Source organism: Myroides albus, from assembly GCF_009711045.1.
Taxonomy (GTDB): domain Bacteria; phylum Bacteroidota; class Bacteroidia; order Flavobacteriales; family Flavobacteriaceae; genus Flavobacterium; species Flavobacterium album_A.
This window is the reverse complement of record NZ_WMJX01000005.1, coordinates 13,824-40,521: the sequence shown is the minus strand read 5'-3', so window position 1 is coordinate 40,521 and position 26,698 is coordinate 13,824. Positions and strand designations below refer to the sequence as shown.

The following is a 26,698-nucleotide window of genomic DNA, read 5'->3' as shown; positions in this document are numbered from 1 at the left end:
AAAATGACAAAATACATAGTTGTAATGCCTGCTTACAATGAGGCAGATTACATCGCCAAAACCCTTGATAGCATTGTTTTGCAAAGCTTATTACCTCACAGGCTTATTGTCGTTAATGACAATTCCACTGATCATACAGCTGAAATAGTTAACTCTTTTGCTAAGACCTATCATTGGATAACACTTGTCAATAAAGATTCTGAAAATATTCACTTGCCTGGTAGCAAAGTAATCCAAGCTTTCAACTATGGCTTAGATACAATAGAAAACCTTGAGGAATTTGAATTTATCGTCAAGTTAGATGCAGATCTAATCTTGCCCTCAAATTACTTTGAAAAAGTAAGTAACCACTTTAAACAAGATCTTACAATCGGCATGGTTGGAGGTTTCGCTTATATCGAGAAAGACGGGAGTTGGATATTAGAAAATCTAACTGACAAAGACCATATTAGAGGAGCCTTTAAATCTTATAGAGTCTCGTGCTTTCAGCAAATTGGAGGGCTAAAGCCCGCTATGGGTTGGGATACAGTAGATGAGCTATTATGTCATTTCTACAATTGGAAAATAAAAACCGATGAGACTTTGAAAGTGAAGCATTTAAAACCCACAGGAGCAATGTACAACAAAGCATCAAGATACAAACAAGGAGAGGCTTTTTACAGACTTCATTACGGGTTCGTCATTACACTCATCGCTTCGCTTAAACTTGCTTTTAAAAAGAAAAAGACGCTCTTGTTCATAGACTATCTCTCAGGTTTTAGGAAAGCTAAAAAAGCTAAAATGCCCTATTTAGTTACGGAAGAACAAGGAATCTTTATTCGCAAATACCGTTGGAACAAGATAAAGGCAAAACTGAGGTAGGCATTTTTTAGCAATTCACACTTAAAAACTCATTTGTAATTGGTAATTTAGCCGGATATTAATTTTTGTATGATAAAATCAGGATTAAAAAATATAGGTCAGTACTTCATTATGTTGAAAGAAATCTTCAGCAAGATGACCAAATGGAAGGTGATGAAGGAACTAATCTTCAAAGAAATTGACGATTTAATTATTGGCTCACTTGGTATTGTCTGCTTCTTATCTTTCTTCGTAGGAGGGGTTGTAGCAATACAAACTGCATTAAACTTAACAAACCCATTAATTCCAAAATATTTAATTGGTTTTGCTACCAGACAATCCGTTGTCTTAGAGTTTGCACCTACTTTTATCTCTATTATTATGGCAGGTAAAATGGGGTCATTCATCACGTCGAGCATAGGTACTATGCGTGTAACCGAACAGATTGATGCCTTAGAAGTAATGGGAGTAAGTTCTCTTAACTACTTAGTATTCCCTAAACTTGTAGCGGTTTTTCTTTATCCTTTTGTGATTGGAATCAGTATGTTCTTAGGAATACTTGGAGGATGGTTTGGAGGAGTAATGGGTAATTTTGTTACTTCAGAACAATTTATCATTGGATTACAAGACACATTTATTCCTTTTCACATCACCTACGCTTTTATCAAAACCTTTATATTCGGATTCCTATTAGCTACTATTCCTTCCTACTTTGGATATTATATGAAAGGTGGAGCTTTAGAAGTGGGTAAAGCCAGCACAACGTCATTTGTATGGACGAGTGTAGCCATTATCTTAACAAACTATATATTAACCTCTCTATTATTAAGTAACTAATCATGATCGAAGTTAAAAACATTGAAAAGTCGTTCGAAGGAACTCAAGTTCTTAAAGGCATTTCTACCACTTTTGAGAAAGGTAAGACCAACTTAATTATCGGTCAGAGTGGTTCAGGTAAAACAGTATTGTTAAAAACCTTATTGGGTATTCACCAAAGTGATAATGGATCTATTGCCTTCGATGGCAGAGTATATAGTGAGTTATCCAGATCGGAAAAAAGAAACCTAAGAACAGAAATCGGCATGGTATTCCAAGGTAGTGCTTTGTTTGATTCTATGACAGTAGAAGAAAATATCGCCTTCCCACTGAGAATGTTTACAGACAAATCTGATGCTGAAATCATGCAACGTGTAAACGAGGTAATTAACCGAGTGAACTTAATCAATGCAAACAAGAAAAAACCTGCTGAGATCTCTGGAGGTATGCAGAAAAGGGTAGCCATTGCTCGTGCAATAGTAAACAACCCTAAATACTTGTTCTGTGATGAGCCTAACTCTGGATTAGATCCCAAAACAGCAATTGTCATCGACAACCTTATCCAAGAGATTACACATGAATACGGTATAACTACTGTAATTAATACACATGACATGAACTCTGTGTTAGAGATTGGAGAACATATTGTATTCTTGAAAAACGGTGTTCTTGCTTGGTCTGGAAACAACAAGGAAATCATCCAAACGGACAATGAAGACGTAGTTGACTTCGTCTATTCTTCAGAATTATTCAGAATGGTTCGCGACGCTATACGTCACATTGGAAATGAAAAGAATAAATAATCTTTCTATTATAAAAAGTAAAAGGGATTGACAATTGTCAATCCCTTTTACTTTTTATAAACCTTATTTGTTTTCCTCTTTTAACTTATCTTCAATATAGTGACTTACTGTCTTTATCTCCTGTTCTTTCTTTTTAGGGTAAATAAGCAAAACCCCTTCTTTATCTACGATAATATAATCACTTAATCCGTCCACCACTACAAGCTTATCACTATCTGTTCGAACAATATTATTCGTAGCATTATTAAAAAATGCCTTAGCATTCACTACTGCATTCTCTGAGCAATCTTTCGGTAACTTATCGTATAAAGACCCCCAAGTACCTAAGTCATTCCAATCAAATGTTGCAGGTAAGACATAGACGTTATTTGCCTTTTCCATGATAGCATAATCAATAGAGATATTCTCTGCCAAAGGATAATGTTCGTTAATAAAGGACTTTTCACCATTTGTATTATACAAATCATTCCCCTTGTTAAATAACTCTATCATCTTGGGTTGAAACTCAGAAAAAGCCTCTATAATAGCTTGTACACTCCATACGAATATCCCTGCATTCCAAAGAAAATGACGACTTTGAATAAACTTTCGCGCAGTCACATAATCTGGCTTCTCTCTAAATTGTACAACTTTCTTAATCGGTCGTGAATCCAGCTTATTGAATTCGATATATCCATATCCAGTATTGGGAAACGTAGGTAATATACCCAAAGTCATCAATACCCTATCTCTCTCACAAACATCAAATGTACGCTGTAAATTACTGATAAACTGCACTTCATCTTCAATCCAGTGATCACTTGGCGCTACCACCATAACAGCATCAGGATTAATCTTCTTAATCTTCATTGCTGCATATAAAATACAAGGTGCCGTATTACGCATAGCGGGTTCAAGAATTATATTCTCTAACTCTACTGATGGCAATTGCTCTCGTACAATATCTCTATAGTTTTCGTGTGTTAGGATTAAGATGTTCTCTTTAGGGATCAAAAGAGAAAGCCTTTTAAAGGTCTTCTGGATCAATGTATCCCCCGTACCTAACATATCATGAAACTGTTTTGGAAAATCAGGAGTACTTACTGGCCAAAAGCGCGACCCAACTCCACCAGCCATTACAACAGCATAATAATTCGAACTCATATATTTACTTATCTTTTTACAACATAATGGGTCAACAATTCCACTTCTGCATTTGCTTTAAAAGTGTATAATAAACCCGTAGAAACTTCTTGACACTCAAATCTCTTTATTCGCAATGGTCCACGTTTAAATATCTTGCCATTTCTAATTCTAAAATGACTGCCCAAAGGTATCTCGTAAACGAAACACACATGATCTCCTTTCTCCTGTTTATCATACATACGCATAGCGATAGATAATCTATCATCTGTATCACTACTCGCTGTGGGATTTCTAAAGTGATTAGCCAATAAAGGCAATAACTTATTTGGAAAGACTTCAGGCCGTATAAAAGGTACCATTAACAATTGAAAAGTTGACTTCCATTCTACCCCATGTGGCTTAATACGCCCCCCATACTTTTGATAAGCTACCAAATGAGCTATCTCGTGTATTAGCGTCATCAAGAAACGATATGGATTAAGGTTTGCATTTACTGTTATCAAATGCTTGCCATCATACCTCCTTGTATAATCCCCATGTCTTGTAACGCGTTCATTCACGATTTTTAAGTGTATTTGATATGCTTTAATCAACTCAAAAACGGGCTCGACAGCGTGTTCAGGTAAATATGGTTTTAACTTCTCTATCAAATCAATCTAATTTATGGTGTTGTACTCGATGCTTGCAGTACTTTACCATTAAAATATTTATTTCCGTTCAAGGCGAAATCACAGATATACTCCGCCATTTCTTCAGGCATTAATGGTGCTTGATAGCCAGGGAAAGCTTCCTCTAACATCTCAGTCTGCACAGCTCCTAAAGCAATAACATTAAATGATATACCTCTATCTTTATATTCCTCTGCTAATAGCTCGCTCAATATACTCACAGCCCCTTTACTTGAACTATAAGCAGCAAGTCCACCAAACTTCATTGCTCCTTGCACACCTCCCATACTACTGATCGTTACCACATGACTATTTACAGACATAAACGGTATACAAACTTGTACAAGACCTACAACTCCAAATACATTGACATTATAAACTTCTAAGAAATCCTCTTTGGTCAATTCTTCAAATGGTTTATTGATAAGTTTACCTGCATTATTCACCAAGATATCGACTTTACCAGCCCATCTTTGTTCTATAAATTCACAAACTTGCTTTAGATCATCTTCTTTTGTAAGGTCAACTGAAAGACAATGTACATTCTCAAGGGTACTTAATTCAGTTGATATTTTTCTCGAAATCGCTAACACTTGGTAACCCATTGCAGCAAATATCTTCACAGATTCTAAACCGATACCTCTACTTGTACCAGTTACAATAATATTTTTCATTCTATACTATTTCATTCTTATTTCTCCCTGTGGAGCGTTAATCACTTTACTCACTACAGGAATTACTTTATTGGTAAACTCAGTCATAAACTCGTAGTTCATCAAATGAGCTTCGTCCTTTACATGGTGATAGTACTCATAGTTCTCAAAATCAAATGAACTGAAAGTTTGACTTGGTATCTTAAACGCTTCGTAGAAAGGATAATTGTCCGAACGTTTGAATAGTTGGTATTCCTCAGCTTTCTCTAATTTCCCTACCAAAGCTTCACCAGCATAGTGATTTAATCGCTCTGCTAAAGTAGATAAATCGTACCCAGTCAAATAAGCCATATAATCGCGATTCATAGATAAACCAAGCATTTCGAAATTCAACATCGAAACGACATTTACATTAGCCTCTTTCAATCGAGTAGCTAAGTGTTTTGAGCCCACTAATCCTATTTCTTCTGCTGTAAAAAAGGCAATGATCACACTTCTTTTACTTTCTTTAAGCTTAGCTAAGTTTCTCGATAACTCTAATAAAATTGCAGTCCCAGCGGCATTGTCATTTGCGCCATTGGCAATAGAATCACCTTCTACTAACTTAGATACAATTCCTATATGATCGTAATGCGCTCCCAAAACAACATATTCACTTGCCAGTTCTTTGTCAGTACCTTCGATTACACCAACAACATTCCAAGTATCTTTTATTGTAGATAAAGTATCGTTATAAGACGTAAAAAACGGTTTGATGTGATATTCATTCAATTTATCAGCTAAATACTTAGCAGCTACTTGATTCTCATACGTACTGGTATTTCTCCCTTTTATCTCATCACTTGCAAGGAAATATACTGTCTCCTCAATATTCTTCATGTTTGCACTAACATCCGCTTTAGCAGGTTGTTTTACTCCACCGCAGCTAAGCAATAACAAACACATAAATAATCCTAAAACTCTCATTTCTCAAAAATTTAATCAAAAATACAAAAATCCAACCTCATATATCGTACATAAGCCATTATACTTATTAGTTTTTTTACAAATAAATAGAACATAAAAGTCCCGTCTTTACAAAAAAGACGGGACTTCAAATTATCTTAAAACAAACTGCTTATGCAAGCATAGTTACAGGATTCTCTATATAACTCTTAAGAGTTTGTAAGAATTGAGCTCCTGTAGCTCCATCAACAGTTCTGTGATCACAAGCTAATGTAACTGTCATCGTATTACCAACAACAATCTGTCCGTTTTTCACAACAGGTTTCTCAACAATAGCACCTACTGATAAAATTGCAGAGTTCGGTTGGTTAATGATTGAAGTGAAAGATTGAATACCAAACATACCTAAGTTAGATACAGTAAAAGTACTTCCTTCCATTTCAGCTGGTGTAAGTTTTTTAGATTTAGCTTTTCCAGCCAATTCTTTTACTTTACCACCAATATGAGTCAATGACATTTGATCAGTGAAAGGCAATACAGGTACTACCAATCCGTCTTCCACAGCTACAGCAACTCCCACAGCGATATGGTTGTTATATACTGTTACATCATCTCTCCATTGTGTATTTACTTGTGGGTGTTTGCGCAATGCCATTGCACAAGCTTTCACCACCATATCATTGAATGATACTTTAGTATCAGGTAGAGCATTGATTACTTTACGAGATTCTATTGCATTATCCATGTCGATTTCTATAGTTAAGTAGTAATGAGGAGCAGTAAACTTAGACTCTGCTAAACGACGCGCAATAGTCTTACGCATTTGAGAGTTTTTCACTTCCTCTACACTAACTTCTCCAGCAGGAACAAAAGGTTTTACTTCATTCACTGTAGCAGTAGCTGCAGCTGGTGCTGATGTAGAAACTGTTTTTGCAGCTGGTACGAAGTTTTCGATATCGCGTTTGATAATACGACCATTCTCTCCACTACCTTTTACATCTCCTAAGTTAATTCCCTTCTCTTCTGCGATCTTCTTCGCTAATGGAGAAACAAATATTCTACCACCTGTATTTGATGTTGTTGTTGCAGCTGCAGCAGCATTTGATGTTTGCTCTTGAGCTTTTGGAGCCTCAGCAGCTGTTTCTTTTACATCTCCTCCAATAGAACCACCATTTTTAACAGACTCTACAACAGCAGAAACATCAGTTCCCGCAGGTCCTAAAATAGCAAGTACACTATCTACTGGTGCTGATTGTCCTTCTTCAATACCTACATAAAGAAGTGTTCCAGATTCAAAAGCTTCAAATTCCATCGTTGCTTTATCTGTTTCAATCTCTGCTAAAATATCTCCTTCTTCTACTTTATCTCCTACTTTCTTAATCCAAGTTGCAACTGTACCATCTGTCATTGTATCACTTAGACGAGGCATAGTAACTATTTTCACCCCCGCAGGAAGTTCAGTAGTTTTTGAAACAGGTTTTGATGTTTCAGCACTGGGAGTAGCTTCTTCTTTCACTACAGCAGTTGTAGCTTTAGCACCTCCTCCATTGATTAAAGAAGATATATCTTCACCTTCATTTCCAATAATAGCCAATAAAGAGTCTACAGGTGCAGATTCTCCTTCTTGTAATCCAATATATAACAATGTACCTGAATGGAAAGATTCAAACTCCATTGTTGCTTTATCTGTTTCAATTTCAGCTAAGATATCTCCTTCTGAAATCTTGTCTCCAACTTTCTTTAACCATGCCGCAACAACACCTTCTGTCATCGTGTCGCTTAAGCGTGGCATTGTAATTACTTCTGCCATATTATTTTATTATAATCTATGAGGTAAAAAAGGATAATTTTCTTGTTCGTATACTACGTCATACATAACATTCTTATCTGGGAATGGAGACTCTTCTGCGAATTTCTCACACTCAGATACAAGATCTTTTACTCTTTGATCCATGATTTCTATTTCCTCTTGTGTAGCATAGTTATTTGCTTTGATAACATCTAACACTTGAGTAATAGGGTCGATTTTTTTGTACTCCTCAACTTCATCTTTCGTACGATAATGTTGAGCATCAGACATTGAGTGTCCTCTATAACGATACGTTTTTATTTCCAATAATGTAGGTCCATCTCCACGACGAGCTCTTTCAATAGCTTCGTACATCGCTTCTGCAACCTTCACAGGATTCATCCCATCAACAGGTCCACAAGGCATTTCATAACCTAAACCTAATTTCCATATATCTGTATGGTTTGCTGTACGCTCTACTGATGTACCCATAGCATATCCATTGTTCTCGATACAGAATACTACTGGCAATTTCCAGTTCATAGCCATATTGAATGTCTCATGTAATGAACCTTGGCGAGCAGCACCATCTCCAAAATAACACATAGTTACTGCGTTGCGGTCAAAATACTTATCTGCAAATGCTAACCCTGCTCCTAAAGGAATTTGTCCTCCTACGATTCCGTGTCCTCCATAAAAGCGGTGCTCTTTCGAAAAGATATGCATTGATCCTCCTAAACCTTGTGAAGTACCAGTTGCTTTTCCTAATAACTCAGCCATGATTCTTTTTGGGTCAACACCTAATCCTATAGGCTGAACGTGATTTCTGTATGCCGTAATCATTTTGTCTTTTGACAAATCCATTGCATGTAAAGCTCCAGCTAAAACAGCTTCTTGCCCATTATATAAATGTAAGAATCCTCTAACTTTTTGTTGAATATATAGTGCGGCAAGTTTGTCTTCAAACTTTCTCCAAAACAGCATGTCTTCATACCATTTTAGATAAACTTCTTTTGTAATTTCTTTCATATGACTTTACTTTTCATCTGCGGCGTGACCGCTTAAAATACAGACTGTTTCAATATCCCACAATAGTGTGGAGCAACAAAAGTAGCACATCTACTTTACATAGGAAAATTTATTTTCTCTATTTTAGAACTCAACAGATTATATATATAAATTTTATGATTTTGTTTAAACTTTTTTACTATTTTATACCTAATTATACTTTTATCGTAATTGCCTTTTCTCGTTTTAAGACCTTCTAAACATACATACCACTAAATACACAGCTAAGTTAGTCTTAGAGAACAAAATATAACTCCCTTCTTACTTTATCTGACTCGTTTTACACTACAAATAAGCGCTTCTATTAGTTCCTATTTTACGAATATATTGCTTATGATGCCACACCTCATACAAGTAAAGCTTCAAGTACTCCATAGTTTGACACCAATTCGCGTGGAGATTGCTTGCGTGTTGCACTCACTTTTCTTGCACCTTTCTTGCACCTTTCTTCGAGAAAACCTCTCTCTGGGCGAGGAAACCCCAAGAAAAGTGCCAGTAATCCCCAACAAAGTGCAAGCCACTCCTATACTAAAACATATAAATATGCCTTTGAAATCTCACCTGATTCTTCATTAATTTCCGGAATAATACCTAATAGACTACACAAATAAAAAGAAGCTATACTAACAGCTTTAAAACATTAGCCACTATTTCCTTTTGCCATTTTTCAGGGTGAACTCACCTTTAACATTGACTAAACAAAACAAGGCCCAGAAGAAAAAATCTCCTGGGCCAAAAAAACCACAACCAAACTTCATGTATTACTTGATTAGAATACATTTCACTATAAATATTACCAAACCTATCTATAATTTCTACAACAACTGACTTCGCTTGGGAAGCTGGAGATAATAAAAATAGGTGATTAATCAATTCAGGCTCTCCCTATTATTATTCTCTCCAATATTTTTACTCCTTTGTGTAATACTACACCTAAAGGATCATTACTTATAACCTATACTTTTCATTACTATAAGTGTATTTCACTGGTAAAAAAAGGCTTTATCCTTCTAAGATTTTAAATTAGTGCTTACTACAACTTCACTAAATCCAAGGAAAAGAAAATCTTTATAACGCTGTGTCTTAAACTCATATCGCGTTATCTAATTTTGCCACCACATTTTTACATTAATATCATCTCCACCCATCTCTGCTTTAACCTTCTCATATTCATCTTTATTCTGACTGCGAATAGACAAAGGATAAGGAAAGCGATTAGGCATATTACCGTCATTCAACATAGACTGCGTCTTAGGTAATTTTGGCAACCCTGTACGCTTATGCTCAAACCACTGTTGATAATCAACCATATACAATGCATAGTACTTTTGCAACATTACTCTCTCTAAAGTACCGTCAAAAGCTGCTTTTTCATTCTCAAAATAGTCTGCTGGCACTTCAATTCCATACTGAGTTATTGCTGACTTCACCCCTTCTTCATAATGCAGTTTAGCATCACTCAAATAACCTTTAACTCCCAATTCAGCCTTGATAAACATCAATTCCGCATATGTCAAAATTGGTGCTTTAGTAGGATTCTTTGCTATAATATTGTTCAACCCTGAAGCCTCATAATCAAATTGAGAGTCTGGTCCATCCCATGCACTTGGTATTCCCTTATATCCGATATAAACCTTTTTCTTATCTACAACTCTATAAGCCTCTGTAGCATACAAAGGCAAACGCGGATCTTTAAAGTCAACTAAATTGTCAAGGAAGAAAGATGCCATTTTTCTACTTAACGTAAAATCTTGAATACGACTCCAAGGCGATACATTAGGTGTAACTCCTGTTATATCCAAAATAACAGATTCTTGGTTATTCTCTATTACTGGATACTTTATAGGATCATTGATAATGTTTGCCATCTTTGTATAAGCATTCATCTCAGCTTTGTTCGATACTCTTAACAATAAACGCAAGTGTAAGCTATTCGTGAATTTTTGCCAACGCAACCAATAAGTACTCTGATCGACAAATAATATGTCAGGTCTAAAGTTCATAGGACGCTTTACATCGTACAATGAATTAGCATATTCTAACTCCTCAAGCAAACTTTTATACACTTCTTCTTGCTTGTCAAATTTTGGTTTCAATACTCCCTCATCTCCTTTAGAAGAATCAAAATAAGGAATAGGTCCAAAAAGATCTGTTAGGTTAGATGCCATCCATGCTCTCAGTGTAATGGCAATTGCTTGATAGTTTGGATCAGCAACCTTTACTGCTTCAGCCTCCATATCACGAGCATTCTTCATCCATCTGAAATAAGCATTCCAAGAAGAAGAACCTATGTCGTCAGAAAAATCATATCGTTGTATTCCATCTGTATTACTTGGAAAGGCAACAATATCTTGCATAAAGTGATTGTTGTGTGACCAACTTCTATACATCCCATGACTTGCCACTTCATATATAATAGGGCTTAATAAGGTAGAAGGGTAAATCGCTTGTAGACGATTGGGATCAGTATTTGTTTCTTCAAAATCAGAAGTACAACTTGCAATCGAACATACACCAACAATTGCTATAAATATCTTTTTAAAATTCATGTCTTTATATATTATATTTCAAGTTTCAAATTAAAACCATAGGTAGCAGGAGAAGGCATCTGTCCCATCTCTACTCCAGGCATCATCGACCCACCATTTAGAGCAGCCGTTTCTGGATCAAACAAAGGGAAATTTGACAACATAGCTAAGTTGCGTCCAAAGATTGATAAGCTTAACTTTTTTAATCTCAACTTATCTAAAACAGTTTTAGGAAAACTGTACTCTAAGCTTACCTCTCTTAACTTCACATAAGAGGCATCAAATGTATTAGACTCTAAATTAGCTCTACGGTAATACTCTTTATAATAATCAGCTGGTGCAACTTGAGTTGTATTGGGAGAAAATGAACCATCGCCATTTTGCACTACTCCATCTCCAACGATGTACCCTTGCTCACGACCGTATAAGGTATGTTTCAACTTACCTTGCTCACTCATCTTGTGATGCGATTGAGAATAAACTTTTCCACCATACTGTCCATCAATTGTAAAGCTAAAAGTTACATTCTTGTATTTTAATGTATTCGTCCATCCCATCGTCCAATCAGCATAAGCGCTACCGATATAGTGTAAATCATTCGATTGTTCTGGCAATCCCTTGTCATTGTAGATAATTTGACCTTGGTCATTTCGAACAAACTTAGCTCCATATAAGTCACCTGTACTTCCTCCAACCTTCGCAATGATTGAAGCTGTACCCGATTGAGCAATTACTTGTTCATCTCCTCCTTCAAACTCTTCTGCCAAACTCAATATCTTATTCTCATTCTTCGCCCAATTCAAAGAGGTTCTCCAAGAGAAATGTTTTGTTTTAACAGGAGTACCACTCACCATCAATTCGATACCTTTGTTCTGAATATCACCCATATTCAAAACTTTCTTACTATAACCTGTTGCGTAGTTTAAAGGCACCGTTAAAATCTGGTTCTCGGTATTAGTTTTATACAAGGTAACGTCAAAAGATAAGCGATTCTTGAACATCCTTTGCTCATAACCAATTTCATAACTTCTTGTGCGTTCTGGCTTTAAGTCATCATTGTGTAAGGTTGTAGGTGAAGTAGCAGAACTTGCAAATGCACTATTGCTATAATACAGCAACGTTTGATATGGCTTAGTACCATTACCTACTTCAGCAAAAGAAAATCGCAATTTAGAGTAATCTATCACAGAAGGTAGATTAAAAATATCACTTAAAATAAAGCTTGTATTAACAGAAGGATACATGAATGACCAATTTCCCTTTTGAAGTGTACTTGACCAATCATTTCTCAAAGTTGCATCTACAAAGACTTTATTCTTGTACCCAAATGAAGCTGTCCCATAAAGAGAGTTAACTTTATAATCCCTATCGCTAACATTCGTAGTTGGATTATTAATCCCATTTGCCAACATATATACTCCTGGGGTTACAAGCCCATCTACATAAGCTGACACACTGTGGTATTTAGAGTTCAACATATTCCCTCCAAAAGACGCACTATAACTGTATAAATCCGAATCATCATTGGTATATGACAATAAGAAATCTGTATTGATTTCTTGGAAATTAATTTGTTGTGTTTTATAGTATCCTTTACCAAACTTAGTAGTACTATACGGTCGCTTTTGTTCTCTATTATCATTTCGAGAATTAAGAGCCCCGCGAACCATTAACTTTAATTTAGGAGCAAGATCAATATCGGCAGATAAACTACCTGTTAAGGTATTCGTATTTAGAGGATTTGTAGTTTCATAGGCAATTAAATATGGGTTTTCTATATAAGAACTAAAAGGGTGTATCTGATCGATTTGTTCATATCCACTTTTCCAAATGGGACGATACCAATCTAAATCGACATTGGGATTTTGAAATATCATAAAGTACCCTATAGTATGGTTTCCATAACCTGTACCTGGTAAGTTATCACTCTTTCTATTTGTATAACTCATATTGGCATTAACCGTTACACCTTTAGATATATCGTATTTAGCCTTTGTAGACACAGTTGTACGATCAAAACCTGTATTTGGCATGATCCATTCATTTTTAGAATGCGTGATCGTTGAACGGATATCTCCTTTGTCGCTTCCCCCAGAAAGACTCAAAGAATTCGTCATAGTCATTCCCGTTCTCCAAAAATCTTTGATATTGTTCTTGTAAGGTCGCCACAATGTGCGTTCCTCTCCCTGCCCTTCTGTTAGAGGGTCATACTGGAAGAAATACTGTCCGTCGAACTTAGGTCCGAAAGCACTACTTGTACTTCCTGTGTTACCACCATCCTCAGACAAGCCATATGAGTAGTATGGATTACCATCCTTGTCGAAACTCTTCCCTGATCCTTGACCATACTTATACTGATAATCTGGCCAACGCTGAATTACGTCAAAACTAACATTAGAATTAAATGAAATTCCTACACCTTTCTGGTTTTTACCTGATTTTGTTGTTACCATCAATACACCATTAGAAGCACGTGAACCATACAAAGCTGCTGCACCTGGCCCTTTTAAAACAGTAATAGATTCTATGTCATCTGGATTTATATCAGCAATTCCATTTCCATAGTCAACTGGTGCATCATTACTAATATATGAGCTACTTGCTCCACTATCCCAAAGATCATTATTCATAACCACTCCGTCGATTACAACAAGAGCACCATTACTCGACATATCTAATGACCGATCACCACGAAGCTTAATCTGAGTAGAATTCATTGGTCCTGAACTGGAAGACAACATAGTCATTCCTGCTACTTTACCTTTTAATGCATCTGACCAACTATTAGATCGCGCTCTTTCAAGGTCCTCATTCTTCAAAGTTTGTTGAGAATAACCAAGTTTCTTTTCCTCTCGCTTAATTCCAAGTGCAGTAACAACCACCTCATTAAGCATATTACTCGATTCCTTTAAGTTTATTCTTAGAAACTTACCCTTTTGTAACGTAACACGTTGAGTTTCGAAACCAATAAAAGAAACTTCTACTTCAATACTTTCAGTATTCGATGAATTTTCAAATTTAAAACGTCCATCAAGTTCAGTACTGGTTGCACTACCTGACTTTAAATGTAAAACAGTAGCACCAGGTAAAGGGATACCAAAATTGTCAATAACTTGCCCAATAAAATTCTGTTGCTGAAGATCATCATTGATTACACTTTGATGTACGTGGTTGGAATGCTTATCATCATTGGCGTAACTTGATTGAATAGAACATAAACTCAAGGTACCTACAAGAAAATAAAAAACATGCCCACTTCTAATAACTTTTTTCATTTCTACTTATTTGTGTTGTTAATAATTCAAATAGTAACTATTCAAATGCATCACAAATAACATAATTTCTAAAATGAAAATTTAAAATTCCAGATTAAGTCTCTGTTAACCAATATGAAGAAATCATTAAGAGATTTTATCTTCAATTAATCCCTTAATTATTTTTTTAGTTGAGTCTAAATTTATATTTTTACACAACTAATTTAAAACTAACAACGATATGACATTCACATTACCACAGTTACCATATGAAACTACAGCTTTTGAGCCTATTATCTCAAAAGAAGGATTTGAATATCACTATGGAAAGCATCATCAAACTTATGTAAACAACCTTAATAATTTGATAACAAATACTCAATATGAGAATGAGAGTTTAGAGAACATTATCAAAGTCAGTTTTGACAAAGGCGAAACAGGTATTTACAACAATGCAGCACAACACTTTAATCACTCATTCTATTGGAAGTGTTTAACTCCCCAAAAGACAGAGCAACCACATGGAAAAATAAAAAAACTAATAGAAAGAGATTTTAATTCCATAGAAGAATTTAAAAAACAATTCACTGAAATAGCGACAAAACTTTTCGGAGCAGGTTGGGTATGGTTAGCATTAAATATGAATGGACAGCTTGAAATATTACCAATGAAAGACGCTGACACGCCATTAATAAAAAACATGAAACCAATACTAACTATAGATGTATGGGAGCATGCCTACTACATAGATCACAGAAACGCAAGACCAAAATTCATTGAAGGCTTTTGGGAAATAATCAATTGGGAATTTGCTAACCAAAATTTATTATAATGAGTATAAACTGTCTAAAATTTGTAGAAGAATCTTGGAAGCTTAAACAAGCTACAGCTGACAAACTGATAGAGACAGGCAAAAAAGAAGAAGCCCTGTATTCATACATTGAAGCCTTTACTAGAGCAGAACTGATGCAGACTAACTATTGGAAATGTTTATTGAGCAATATTCCTATCTATAGTTACTACATCGAATCATGCATCAGAATAAGTCAGCTCAGCTATGATCTTAAAGATTATAGTAACTCGAAAAAATACTATCGAAAAGCAATAGAGCTAATAGAATTCTACGAAAAAAACATAGACAGTATCTCAAAAGAGCCAACAAATTTTGGTAGGCTAAAAACTATACTTGCAACGATAAAACTGCAATGTAATTTCGAATAAATCTTCATTATATATAACTAATTGTAAGAAAATAAAGATTATAGTTTGTATGACATAATAGGTACAGAAAGTACAAAGAGAAAGCCATAAACCTCTATTTATGTAAGGCAAGCACAAGTATTATTTTATTTTTTTTGCTTTATTTTTTTACAATTTAAAAGGGCGCTATACCATAAGCGCCCTTTTTATTTTATAAAAAGAAAACCCCCTACTCAAATGAATAGGGGGTTTAGATATGATGATATAAAATTATGCTTTTCCTTTAGGTCCAAAGCTTACAGAGTTCGGATCAAAAACACTACCACTGTCATTAATCTCACCATTAGCTGCTTCAAATCTTTGTAGATTATCTAACAAGGCATTTGCTAATCGCTTAGCATGATGGGGAGTTAAAATAATACGAGATTTCACCTTAGCTTTAGGAACTCCAGGCATAACACTAGCAAAATCAACAACAAACTCAGTGTTTGAATGATTAATTATTGCAAGATTACTAAAAGTACCCTCGGCAGTTAGCTCATCAAGCTCAATGTCAAATTTATGATCTTCACTCATAATCTTATATTTATTTAATTATTAAAGGATACCATCCTCCTCTAAAGAACTTACAACAATATTGTCGTAATCTCTCATACCTGTACCAGCAGGGATTCTATGTCCAACAATAACATTCTCTTTCAATCCTGTTAATGTATCAACCTTACCAGCAACAGCAGCTTCGTTCAATACTTTTGTTGTTTCCTGGAAAGAAGCAGCAGAGATAAATGATTTTGTCTGTAATGAAGCTCTAGTAATACCTTGAAGAATTGGAGTACCTGTAGCTGGCATTACATCACGCGCAACAACTAAGTTCTTATCTTCACGTCTTAATAAAGAGTTTTCATCACGTAACTCTCTCATTGTAACAATTTGTCCTTCTTTTAGATTTTCAGATTCACCAGCATCTTCAACTACTTTCATTCCGAATAATCTATCGTTCTCTTCGATAAAATCACTTGCGTGTACTAATTGATCCTCTAAGAATAAAGTATCCCCTGGATCTTGAATCTGCACTTTACGCATCATTTGACGAATAACAACCTCGAAGTGTTTATCGCTAATTTTTACACCTTGCAAACGGTAAACCTCTTGAATTTCATTAACCAAGTACTGTTGAACAGCAGAAGGCCCTTGAATTCTTAAGATATCTTCCGGAGTAATAGCTCCATCAGATAATGGCATACCAGCTTTAACGAAGTCATTTTCTTGAACAAGAATTTGATTAGATAACTTAACTAAGTATTTTCTAACATCACCTGTTTTAGACTCAACGATGATTTCGCGGTTACCTCTCTTAATCTTACCAAAAGATACAACACCATCTATTTCAGAAACAACAGCAGGGTTTGAAGGATTACGAGCTTCTAATAACTCTGTAATTCTTGGAAGACCTCCTGTAATATCCCCAGCTTTAGATGTGTGACGAGGAATCTTAACTAAAACTTTACCAGCTTTAATTTTCTCACCATCATTTACCATTAAGTGTGACCCTACTGGTAAGTTGTAAGAACGTATTAACTCACCATCTTTACCATAAATTAATAAAGTAGGAATTAACTTTTTATTTCTTGACTCAGTAATAACTTTCTCTTGGAATCCAGTTTGCTCATCGATCTCAACCATGAACGTTTGTCCTTGCTCGATATCTTCGTAAGCAATCTTACCAGTAAACTCAGAAACAATTACACCATTATAAGGGTCCCATTTACAGATAGTAGTTCCCTCTTCAACAATAGCTCCATCCTCAACATAGATTGTAGAACCGTAAGGAATATTATTCGTAGTTAATAAAATACCTGTATTAACATCAAATAATTTAGCCTCAGTCGAACGAGAAATAACGATATCAATAACTTTCCCTTCATTATCCTCTCCTTTAACTGTTTTTAAGTCTTCCATTTCAAGACGACCTTTAAACTTAGAGTTGATACTTGAAGTTTCTGAAATATTACCTGCAGTACCCCCAACGTGGAACGTTCTTAATGTTAACTGTGTACCAGGCTCACCAATAGATTGAGCTGCAACAACTCCAACTGCCTCACCTTTTTGAACCATCTTAGCAGTAGCTAAGTTACGTCCATAACACTGAGAACAAATACCAGCTTTAGCCTCACAAGTTAATGGAGAGCGAACCTCGATTGACTCAATTGGTGCAGCATTAATAGCTTTAGCAATTGCTTCACTAACTTCTTGACCTGCGTGTACAATGATTTCAGAGTTTAATGGATTCACTACATCATTCAATGAAACACGACCTAATACTCTTTCTCCTAATGATTCAATAACTTCCTCATTCTTTTTAAGAGCTTTAACTTCGATTCCTCTTAAAGTACCACAATCTTCACTATTTACAATTACATCTTGTGCAACATCGTGTAAACGACGAGTTAAGTAACCAGCATCCGCAGTTTTTAATGCCGTATCGGCAAGACCTTTACGTGCACCGTGCGTAGAAATAAAGTACTCTAAAATCGAAAGTCCCTCTTTAAAGTTAGAAAGAATTGGGTTTTCAATAATCTCACCACCACCAGCAGTAGATTTTTTAGGCTTAGCCATCAAACCACGCATACCAGTTAACTGACGAATCTGCTCTTTAGAACCACGCGCTCCAGAATCAAGCATCATGTACACAGAGTTAAACCCTTGTTTATCCTCACGGATATTCTTCATCGCAAGCTCAGTTAACATTGCGTTTGTAGATGTCCAAACGTCAATTACCTGATTGTAACGCTCATTATTTGTGATAAGACCCATGTTATAGTTCATCGTAATATGATCTACTTGTTGGTTCGCATCATCAATTAATTCTTGTTTACGTCCAGGAATCATAATATCACCTAAACTGAATGATAAACCACCACGGAATGCGTAACCGTATCCCATGTTCTTAATATCATCAAGGAATGCTGCCGTAGTAGGCACATCAGTGATACTTAAAATACGACCAATAATATCTCTTAAAGATTTCTTAGTCAATACTTCATTAATATATCCTGCTACCTCAGGTACAACCTCGTTAAATAAGATTCTACCAGCTGTAGTTTCAATAATTTGATAAACTAACTCTCCTTCAGCGTTATAGTCTTTAGCTCTAACTTTAACACCTGCATTCAAATCTAATTTACCCTCATTAATAGCAATGTGTACTTCTTCTACAGAATAGAAAGTAAGACCTTCTCCTTTTACAATTTCCTCTGGTGTAGACTTACGTAACTTAGTCATATAGTATAGACCAAGTACCATGTCTTGAGAAGGTACAGTAATAGGAGCACCATTTGCAGGATTCAAGATATTGTGAGAAGCTAACATTAACAATTGAGACTCTAAAATAGCTTCAGGTCCTAATGGTAAATGCACAGCCATCTGGTCACCATCGAAATCGGCATTAAATGCAGTACACACTAATGGGTGTAACTGAATTGCTTTACCTTCAATCAACTTAGGTTGAAAAGCTTGAATACCCAATCTGTGTAACGTAGGAGCACGGTTCAAAAGAACTGGATGTCCTTTAATCACGTTCTCTAAGATATCCCAAACAACAGGCTCTTTCTTATCTATAATTTTCTTTGCAGATTTTACTGTTTTTACGATACCTCTTTCTATTAACTTACGAATAACAAAAGGTTTGTAAAGTTCAGCAGCCATATCTTTTGGCAATCCACACTCGTATAACTTTAACTCAGGTCCAACAACAATTACTGAACGAGCAGAATAGTCAACACGTTTACCTAATAAGTTCTGACGGAAACGACCTTGTTTACCTTTCAACGAATCAGATAAAGATTTTAATGGACGATTAGATTCAGTTTTAACAGCAGAAGATTTTCTTGTGTTGTCAAATAGAGAATCTACAGCTTCTTGAAGCATACGTTTTTCATTACGCAAAATAACTTCAGGAGCTTTAATCTCCATTAATCGTTTTAAACGGTTGTTTCTAATAATTACACGACGATATAAGTCATTCAAATCAGAAGTTGCAAAACGACCTCCATCTAATGGAACTAATGGACGTAATTCAGGTGGAATAACTGGAATAACTTTCAAGATCATCCACTCAGGTCTGTTCTCGCGATTCAAATTTGATTCACGGAAAGACTCTACAACTTGTAAACGTTTTAATGCCTCAGTTTTTCTTTGCTTAGATGTTTCATTATTAGCAGCATGACGCAGTGTATATGACAATTCATCTAAGTCAGTAGTTGCCAATAAATCCATAATACATTCAGCACCCATTTTAGCGATGAATTTATTAGGATCATTGTCATCTAAATATTGATTTTCCATCGGAAGAGTATCACAGATATTCAAATACTCTTCTTCAGTTAAGAAATCTAAACGTTTGATAGGTTCACCTTCAGCGTCTTTTGCAATACCCGCTTGGATAACAACATAACGCTCATAATAGATTATCATATCTAATTTCTTAGATGGTAATCCTAAGATATAACCAATCTTATTTGGAAGAGAACGGAAGTACCAGATATGAGCGATTGGAACAACCAAGTTAATGTGTCCTACGCGATCTCTACGTACTTTTTTCTCAGTAACTTCAACCCCACAACGGTCACATACGATCCCTTTGTAACGGATTCTTTTATACTTACCACAAGCACACTCATAATCTTTTACAGGTCCGAAAATACGTTCACAGAAAAGACCATCTCTCTCAGGTTTATGAGTACGATAGTTAATAGTTTCTGGTTTTAAAACTTCCCCTCTTGATTCAGCAAGAATCGATTCAGGTGAAGCTAAACCGATTGAGATTTTATTAAACCTTTTAACGGTATTTTTCTCTTTATTTTTATTCATGGTAAACTTACTTGTTAAAGTGTATGATATTAAGAGTAAGCAGTAAAGTACTGCTTACTCTATTATCTTAGTTTAATCTTCTAATCTGATGTCTAATCCAAGACCTTTTAATTCATGCATTAATACATTGAATGATTCAGGTAGTCCTGGTTCTGGCATAGTTTCCCCTTTAACGATAGCTTCGTAAGTTTTCGCTCTACCAATAACGTCATCTGATTTCACCGTCAAAATCTCACGTAATGTACTTGATGCACCATAAGCCTCTAAAGCCCATACCTCCATCTCTCCAAAACGTTGACCTCCAAATTGAGCCTTACCTCCTAATGGTTGTTGAGTAATCAACGAGTAAGGACCAATAGAACGTGCGTGCATTTTATCATCAACCATGTGACCTAATTTCAACATGTAGATAACACCCACTGTAGCTCTTTGGTGGAATCTCTCACCTGTACCTCCATCATAAAGGTAAGTGTGTCCGAATCTTGGAATACCAGCTTCATCAGTTAACTCATTAATCTGATCTAATTCTGCACCGTCAAAGATTGGTGTAGCATACTTCTTACCTAATTTAAGACCTGCCCAACCTAAAACTGTTTCATAAATCTGACCAATGTTCATACGCGAAGGTACCCCTAATGGGTTCAACACAATATCAACTGGTGTACCATCTTCTAAGAATGGCATATCCTCGTCTCTAACGATTCTCGCAACGATACCTTTGTTACCGTGACGTCCTGCCATTTTATCTCCCACACGTAGTTTTCTTTTCTTAGCAATGTAAACTTTTGCTAATTTAAGAATTCCTGATGGTAACTCATCTCCAACAGTAATCATGAATTTCTCTCTTCTAAGTACCCCTTGTAGATCATTCAATTTAATCTTGTAATTGTGGATTAAATCAGTAATCATATCATTAGCATCCTCATCAGTTGTCCATTGACCTTTTGTTAAATGAGCAAAGTCATCAACAGCATAAAGCATTTTTTGAGTAAACTTCTTACCTTTTGGTAAAATTTCTTCTCCTAAATCGTTTAACACCCCCTGAGATGTTTTTCCATTTACGATAAAGAATAATTTCTCAACTAAACGCTCTTTCAATTCGTTAAACTTAACTTCAAACTTAGTTTCAAGTAAAGCCAATTCATCTTTATCTTTAGAACGTTTACGTTTATCTTTTACTGCACGTGCAAATAACTTTTTATCTAATACAACTCCTCTTAATGAAGGAGAAGCTTTTAATGAAGCATCCTTAACATCCCCAGCTTTATCACCGAAAATAGCACGAAGTAATTTTTCTTCTGGTGTTGGATCTGACTCTCCTTTAGGAGTAATCTTACCAATTAAAATATCACCAGGTTTCACTTCAGCACCAATACGGATCATACCGTTTTCATCCAAATCTTTTGTTGCTTCTTCAGAAACGTTAGGAATATCATTAGTTAATTCTTCATTACCTAATTTAGTATCTCTAACTTCTAAAGTATAGTCATCGATATGAATAGATGTAAAGATATCCTCTCTCACTACTTTCTCAGAGATTACGATAGCATCCTCAAAGTTATAACCTTTCCATGGCATAAAAGCCACTTGTAGATTACGACCTAATGCTAACTCTCCAGCTTGGGTAGCGTATCCATCACAAAGCACTTGACCTTTAGTTACTCTATCACCTTTTCTAACGATTGGTTTTAGGTTAATACAAGTACTTTGATTCGTTTTTCTAAACTTAATTAAATTATAAGATTTCTCATCTGGATCAAAGCTAATCAATCGCTCATCATCCGTACGATCATACTTAATAATAATTTTCTGAGCATCTACATATTCAACAGTTCCATCTCCTTCAGCATTAATTAAAACACGTGAATCAGAAGCAACTTGTCTTTCTAAACCAGTACCTACAATTGGAGATTCTGGACGTAATAAAGGAACAGCTTGACGCATCATGTTAGATCCCATCAACGCACGGTTCGCATCATCATGCTCTAAGAAAGGAATCAATGAAGCAGAAATAGAAGCAATTTGGTTTGGTGCAACGTCGGTATAATGTATATCCTTAGGTTCAACCACAGGGAAATCCCCTTCCTCTTTAACAACTACTCTTTCTTCCGTCATTCTTCCTTCAGTATCAACAGGAACGTTTGCTTGTGCAATTAACATTCCTTCTTCCTCTTCTGCACTTAAGTAAACAGGCTCATTAACGATATCTACTTTACCATCAACTACAGGACGATAAGGAGTCTCGATGAATCCCATATTATTTACTTTAGCGTATACAGCTAAAGAAGAAATAAGACCAATGTTTGGTCCCTCAGGAGTCTCAATAGGACATAAACGTCCGTAGTGAGTATAGTGAACGTCACGAACCTCGAAACCAGCTCTCTCTCTAGATAAACCTCCAGGTCCTAAAGCAGATAAACGACGTTTGTGAGTGATCTCAGCCAATGGGTTCGTTTGATCCATAAACTGAGACAACTGATTTGTTCCAAAAAATGAATTAATAACTGACGATAAAGTCTTAGCGTTAATCAAATCGATAGGAGTAAACACTTCGTTGTCACGTACATTCATACGCTCGCGAATTGTTCTAGCCATACGAGCTAAACCAACACCAAACTGAGCAGATAATTGCTCACCTACAGTTCTAACACGACGGTTAGATAAGTGGTCAATATCATCAATCTCAGCTTTTGAGTTAATTAATTCAATCAAGTACTTAACAATAGTGATAATATCTTCTTTTGTTAAAACTTGTTTATCAATAGGGGTATCAAGATTAAGTTTTTTGTTCATTCTGTAACGACCAACTTCACCTAGATTGTAACGTTGATCAGAGAAGAACAATTTGTCAATAATACCACGTGCAGTCTCCTCATCAGGCGGTTCAGCATTACGCAACTGACGGTAGATATGCTCTACTGCCTCTTTTTCAGAGTTAGTAGGGTCCTTTTGTAAAGTATTATGTATGATGGCATAATCTGCCTGATTATTGTCCTCTTTATGTATAAGGATAGTCTTAACGTTAGCCTCAATGATTTCTTCGACATTATCTTTATCTAGGACTGTATCACGGTCTAAGATAATCTCATTTCTTTCAATTGAAACAACCTCTCCAGTATCCTCATCTACGAAGTCTTCATGCCAAGTGTTTAAAACACGAGCAGCAAGTCTTCGGCCGATGTATTTCTTTAAACCAGTTTTTGATACTTTAACCTCTTCCGCTAAATCGAAAATCTCAAGGATATCTTTATCTCTTTCAAATCCGATAGCACGGAATAAAGTTGTCACTGGTAACTTTTTCTTTCTATCGATATAAGCATACATCACGCTATTAATATCGGTAGCAAACTCAATCCATGATCCCTTAAAAGGAATAACTCTCGCTGAATACAATTTAGTACCATTAGCATGAAATGATTGTCCAAAGAAAACACCAGGTGAACGGTGTAACTGTGAAACAACGACTCTCTCAGCTCCATTGATTACAAAAGTACCACTTGGAGTCATATACGGTATTGTTCCTAAATAAACATCTTGAACGATAGTTTCAAAATCTTCGTGTTCAGGGTCAGTACAGTATAACTTCAAGCGCGCTTTTAGCGGAACGCTGTAAGTTAGTCCTCTGTCAATACATTCTTCAATAGAATAACGAGGAGGATCAACAAAATAATCAAGGAACTCCAACACGAACTGGTTTCTTGTATCAGTAATCGGGAAGTTCTCCATGAAGGTATTGTACAAACCTTCTTTGCCTCTCTCTTCGGACTTCGTTTCTAATTGAAAGAAATCTTTGAAGGATTTAACCTGAATATCCAAGAAATCTGGGTAAGCAGGAATATTCTTCGTAGAAGCAAAATTTAATCTTTCAGTCTGATTTGTGATCATCAATGGACAAAAAATTTTGATTAGAATTTGAATAATAGCGTACAAATCGCTTTATACGCAAAATGGTTTAGGCCATTGGGAATGCTCCCAAGGCCTAAACCTAGAATATTTTAGAAAGAAAGCTTATTTAAGCTCAACTACAGCTCCAGCTTCTTCTAATGATTTTTTAAGACCTTCAGCCTCATCTTTAGAAACTCCTTCTTTGATGTTAGCTGGTGTAGAATCTACGATATCTTTAGCTTCTTTTAATCCTAAACCTGTTAATTCTTTAACAGCTTTAACTACAGCTAATTTAGAAGCTCCTGCCTCTTTCAATACAACTGTAAATTCAGTTTGCTCTTCAGCAGCACCACCGTCAGCACCACCAGCAACAACTACTGCTGCAGCAGCTGGTTCGATTCCGTACTCGTCTTTTAATATAGTTGCTAATTCGTTAACTTCTTTAACTGTTAAGTTAACTAATTGTTCTGCGAATTGTTTCAAATCTGCCATTTTTCTATCTTTTAATGATTTGTAAAAATATAATTTATTAATGTGCGTTCGTTATGTGAACAATGAAAGACTTTCAATAGATATACTATTCTTCGTCTTTTGATTGATTTTGTAGAGCTGAAATAACTCTTTGAGCTGGAGATTGTAGTAATCCAATGATTTCTGCAATAACTTCTTCTTTAGATTTAATAGCTACTAATGTATCTAATAAGTTATCTCCAACATAAATTTCTTCGTTGATGTAAGCTCCTTTAAAAAGAGGTTTGTCACCTTTTTTACGGAAATCTTTAATAACTTTTGCTGGAGCATTAGCTACTTCAGCAAACATAATAGCGCTATTTCCTTTTAAAGTAGAAGGAAGCTCTTCATAGTTCTTATCAGAAGATTCCATAGCTTTTGCAAGCAATGTGTTTTTAACAACCTCTAACTTAATTCCAGCTTTGTTACAAGCTTTTCTTAATCCAGAAGTAACCTCTGCATTTAATCCCGAAATATCAGCGATGTAAATAATGTTATTATCAGCTAATTTAGCTTTTAAATCCTCTATCGCTACTGCTTTTTGTTCTCTAGTCATACGTGTAATTTTTATCTACCAATTATACTGCTTTAGGATCTAAAGCAATAGCAGGGCTCATAGTACTAGATATATGAATAGACTTGATATAAGTACCTTTAGCTGCAGTTGGTTTTAATTTGATTAATGTTTGAATTAATTCAGCTGCGTTGTCTGCGATTTTCTCAGCATCAAAAGATGCTTTTCCGATAGCCGCGTGAACAATTCCAGTTTTATCAACTTTAAAATCGATTTTACCAGCTTTCACTTCTTGAACTGCTTTCGCAACGTCCATAGTTACTGTACCAGTCTTAGGGTTAGGCATTAAACCTCTTGGACCTAAAACACGTCCTAAAGGACCTAATTTACCCATTACAGCAGGCATAGTGATGATAACATCAACATCTGTCCAACCATCTTTAATTTTTTGTAAATAATCGTCAAGTCCTACATAGTCAGCTCCAGCTGCAGTAGCTTCCGCTTCTTTATCAGGAGTTACTAATGCTAATACTCTAACGTCTTTACCTGTTCCGTGTGGTAAAGTTACAACTCCACGAACCATTTGGTTAGCTTTACGAGGATCTACACCTAAACGCACAGCGATATCTACAGATTCGTCAAATTTTGCAGATGCAACTTCTTTAATCAACGCAGATGCATCAGTTAAAGAATATAATCTGTTCTTCTCGATCTTAGCAGCTGCTTCTTTTTGCTTTTTCGTTAATTTTGCCATTTCTTCTTTCTTTTACAATTAAAAAGGAGCATTTCCTGTTACTGATATACCCATAGATCTTGCAGTACCAGCTATCATACTCATAGCTGCTTCAACTGTAAATGCATTTAAGTCAGGCATTTTATCTTCTGCAATAGCACGAACTTGATCCCAAGTTACGCTAGCTACTTTTTTTCTATTTGGCTCTCCAGATCCAGATTTCACTTTCGCAGCCTCTAATAATTGAACAGCAGCAGGTGGCGTTTTAACAACAAAATCAAAAGATTTGTCTTTGTACACAGTAATTTGTACTGGTAACACTTTGCCAGGTTTATCTTGTGTTCTAGCATTAAATTGCTTACAGAACTCCATGATATTAACTCCAGCAGCCCCCAAAGCAGGTCCAACCGGTGGCGATGGGTTCGCAGCACCTCCCTTAACTTGTAGTTTAACTACTTTACTAATTTCTTTTGCCATTTTTCAAAAATTTAGCACATC

Annotated in this window: 20 protein-coding genes; 5 read left to right on the top strand and 15 right to left on the bottom strand. The window is 35.7% G+C overall.

Translation table 11 applies throughout. The features are described 5' to 3' along the window. Positions 1 to 24: 24 nt before the first annotated feature. From GJV76_RS03855 to GJV76_RS03845, 3 genes are all read left to right on the top strand, one after another. Positions 25 to 861, top strand: a complete 837-nt coding sequence (locus tag GJV76_RS03855; RefSeq protein ID WP_155091419.1) for a glycosyltransferase — start codon at positions 25 to 27, stop codon at positions 859 to 861. 69 nt (positions 862 to 930) lie between these two features. Next, positions 931 to 1,677: an MlaE family ABC transporter permease gene (locus tag GJV76_RS03850; RefSeq protein ID WP_155091324.1), complete on the top strand. Its 747-nt coding sequence runs from the start codon at positions 931 to 933 to the stop codon at positions 1,675 to 1,677. A gap of 2 nt (positions 1,678 to 1,679) precedes the next feature. Beyond that, on the top strand, positions 1,680 to 2,459 hold the full coding sequence (locus tag GJV76_RS03845) for an ABC transporter ATP-binding protein (protein ID WP_155091323.1): 780 nt from the start codon (positions 1,680 to 1,682) through the stop codon (positions 2,457 to 2,459). Positions 2,460 to 2,522: 63 nt separating this feature from the next. On the opposite strand, the gene GJV76_RS03840 is transcribed toward GJV76_RS03845, so the two are convergent. The 8 genes from GJV76_RS03840 to GJV76_RS03805 all read right to left on the bottom strand — a co-directional run bounded on the left by GJV76_RS03840 (position 2,523) and on the right by GJV76_RS03805 (position 14,510). Continuing rightward, positions 2,523 to 3,602 carry a mannose-1-phosphate guanylyltransferase gene (locus GJV76_RS03840; RefSeq protein ID WP_155091322.1) on the bottom strand — a complete coding sequence of 360 codons (1,080 nt, stop codon included), beginning with the start codon at positions 3,600 to 3,602 and terminating at the stop codon, positions 2,523 to 2,525. An 8-nt stretch (positions 3,603 to 3,610) separates the two neighbouring features. After that, positions 3,611 to 4,234 carry a SprT-like domain-containing protein gene (locus tag GJV76_RS03835; protein ID WP_155091321.1) on the bottom strand — a complete coding sequence of 208 codons (624 nt, stop codon included), beginning with the start codon at positions 4,232 to 4,234 and terminating at the stop codon, positions 3,611 to 3,613. An 11-nt stretch (positions 4,235 to 4,245) separates the two neighbouring features. Further along, on the bottom strand, positions 4,246 to 4,926 hold the full coding sequence (locus tag GJV76_RS03830; RefSeq protein WP_155091320.1) for an SDR family NAD(P)-dependent oxidoreductase: 681 nt from the start codon (positions 4,924 to 4,926) through the stop codon (positions 4,246 to 4,248). A gap of 6 nt (positions 4,927 to 4,932) precedes the next feature. Then, entirely contained in the window at positions 4,933 to 5,871 is a 939-nt protein-coding gene (locus GJV76_RS03825) for a M20/M25/M40 family metallo-hydrolase (RefSeq protein ID WP_155091319.1), read from the bottom strand. Positions 5,872 to 6,022: 151 nt separating this feature from the next. Next, a complete protein-coding gene (locus GJV76_RS03820) occupies positions 6,023 to 7,660 on the bottom strand; it encodes a pyruvate dehydrogenase complex dihydrolipoamide acetyltransferase (protein WP_155091318.1) in 1,638 nt (545 codons plus the stop codon). 9 nt (positions 7,661 to 7,669) lie between these two features. Further along, the gene (pdhA, locus tag GJV76_RS03815; protein WP_155091317.1) at positions 7,670 to 8,668 is read right to left on the bottom strand and encodes a pyruvate dehydrogenase (acetyl-transferring) E1 component subunit alpha; all 999 of its coding nucleotides are present in this window, start codon (positions 8,666 to 8,668) and stop codon (positions 7,670 to 7,672) included. A 1,142-nt stretch (positions 8,669 to 9,810) separates the two neighbouring features. After that, positions 9,811 to 11,256, bottom strand: coding sequence for a SusD/RagB family nutrient-binding outer membrane lipoprotein (locus GJV76_RS03810; RefSeq protein ID WP_155091316.1), 1,446 nt, complete (start codon positions 11,254 to 11,256; stop codon positions 9,811 to 9,813). Positions 11,257 to 11,267: 11 nt separating this feature from the next. Next, entirely contained in the window at positions 11,268 to 14,510 is a 3,243-nt protein-coding gene (locus GJV76_RS03805) for a SusC/RagA family TonB-linked outer membrane protein (protein WP_155091315.1), read from the bottom strand. Between the two features lie 220 nt (positions 14,511 to 14,730). On the opposite strand from GJV76_RS03805, the gene GJV76_RS03800 reads away from it, so the two are divergent. Together GJV76_RS03800 and GJV76_RS03795 are read left to right on the top strand one after the other, a co-directional pair. Then, positions 14,731 to 15,321 (top strand): superoxide dismutase, encoded by a 591-nt coding sequence (locus GJV76_RS03800; RefSeq protein WP_155091314.1) that lies wholly within the window; start codon positions 14,731 to 14,733, stop codon positions 15,319 to 15,321. Continuing rightward, a complete protein-coding gene (locus tag GJV76_RS03795) occupies positions 15,321 to 15,710 on the top strand; it encodes a hypothetical protein (RefSeq protein ID WP_155091313.1) in 390 nt (129 codons plus the stop codon). Before GJV76_RS03800 ends, GJV76_RS03795 begins: the two co-directional genes overlap by 1 nt. A gap of 249 nt (positions 15,711 to 15,959) precedes the next feature. Here the strand turns inward: GJV76_RS03795 and GJV76_RS03790 are convergent, their stop codons facing one another. The 7 genes from GJV76_RS03790 to rplK all read right to left on the bottom strand — a co-directional run bounded on the left by GJV76_RS03790 (position 15,960) and on the right by rplK (position 26,677). Next, entirely contained in the window at positions 15,960 to 16,265 is a 306-nt protein-coding gene (locus GJV76_RS03790) for a DUF3467 domain-containing protein (RefSeq protein WP_155091312.1), read from the bottom strand. 21 nt (positions 16,266 to 16,286) lie between these two features. Next, a complete protein-coding gene (gene rpoC / locus GJV76_RS03785; protein ID WP_155091311.1) occupies positions 16,287 to 20,558 on the bottom strand; it encodes a DNA-directed RNA polymerase subunit beta' in 4,272 nt (1,423 codons plus the stop codon). Between the two features lie 72 nt (positions 20,559 to 20,630). Then, positions 20,631 to 24,443, bottom strand: a complete 3,813-nt coding sequence (rpoB, locus tag GJV76_RS03780; RefSeq protein WP_155091310.1) for a DNA-directed RNA polymerase subunit beta — start codon at positions 24,441 to 24,443, stop codon at positions 20,631 to 20,633. A 123-nt stretch (positions 24,444 to 24,566) separates the two neighbouring features. Beyond that, on the bottom strand, positions 24,567 to 24,935 hold the full coding sequence (rplL, locus tag GJV76_RS03775; protein WP_155091309.1) for a 50S ribosomal protein L7/L12: 369 nt from the start codon (positions 24,933 to 24,935) through the stop codon (positions 24,567 to 24,569). Positions 24,936 to 25,020: 85 nt separating this feature from the next. Then, positions 25,021 to 25,509: a 50S ribosomal protein L10 gene (gene rplJ / locus GJV76_RS03770; protein ID WP_155091308.1), complete on the bottom strand. Its 489-nt coding sequence runs from the start codon at positions 25,507 to 25,509 to the stop codon at positions 25,021 to 25,023. Between the two features lie 22 nt (positions 25,510 to 25,531). Continuing rightward, positions 25,532 to 26,221 carry a 50S ribosomal protein L1 gene (gene rplA / locus GJV76_RS03765; RefSeq protein ID WP_155091307.1) on the bottom strand — a complete coding sequence of 230 codons (690 nt, stop codon included), beginning with the start codon at positions 26,219 to 26,221 and terminating at the stop codon, positions 25,532 to 25,534. A gap of 18 nt (positions 26,222 to 26,239) precedes the next feature. Continuing rightward, positions 26,240 to 26,677, bottom strand: coding sequence for a 50S ribosomal protein L11 (gene rplK, locus GJV76_RS03760; protein ID WP_155091306.1), 438 nt, complete (start codon positions 26,675 to 26,677; stop codon positions 26,240 to 26,242). Positions 26,678 to 26,698 lie beyond the last annotated feature (21 nt).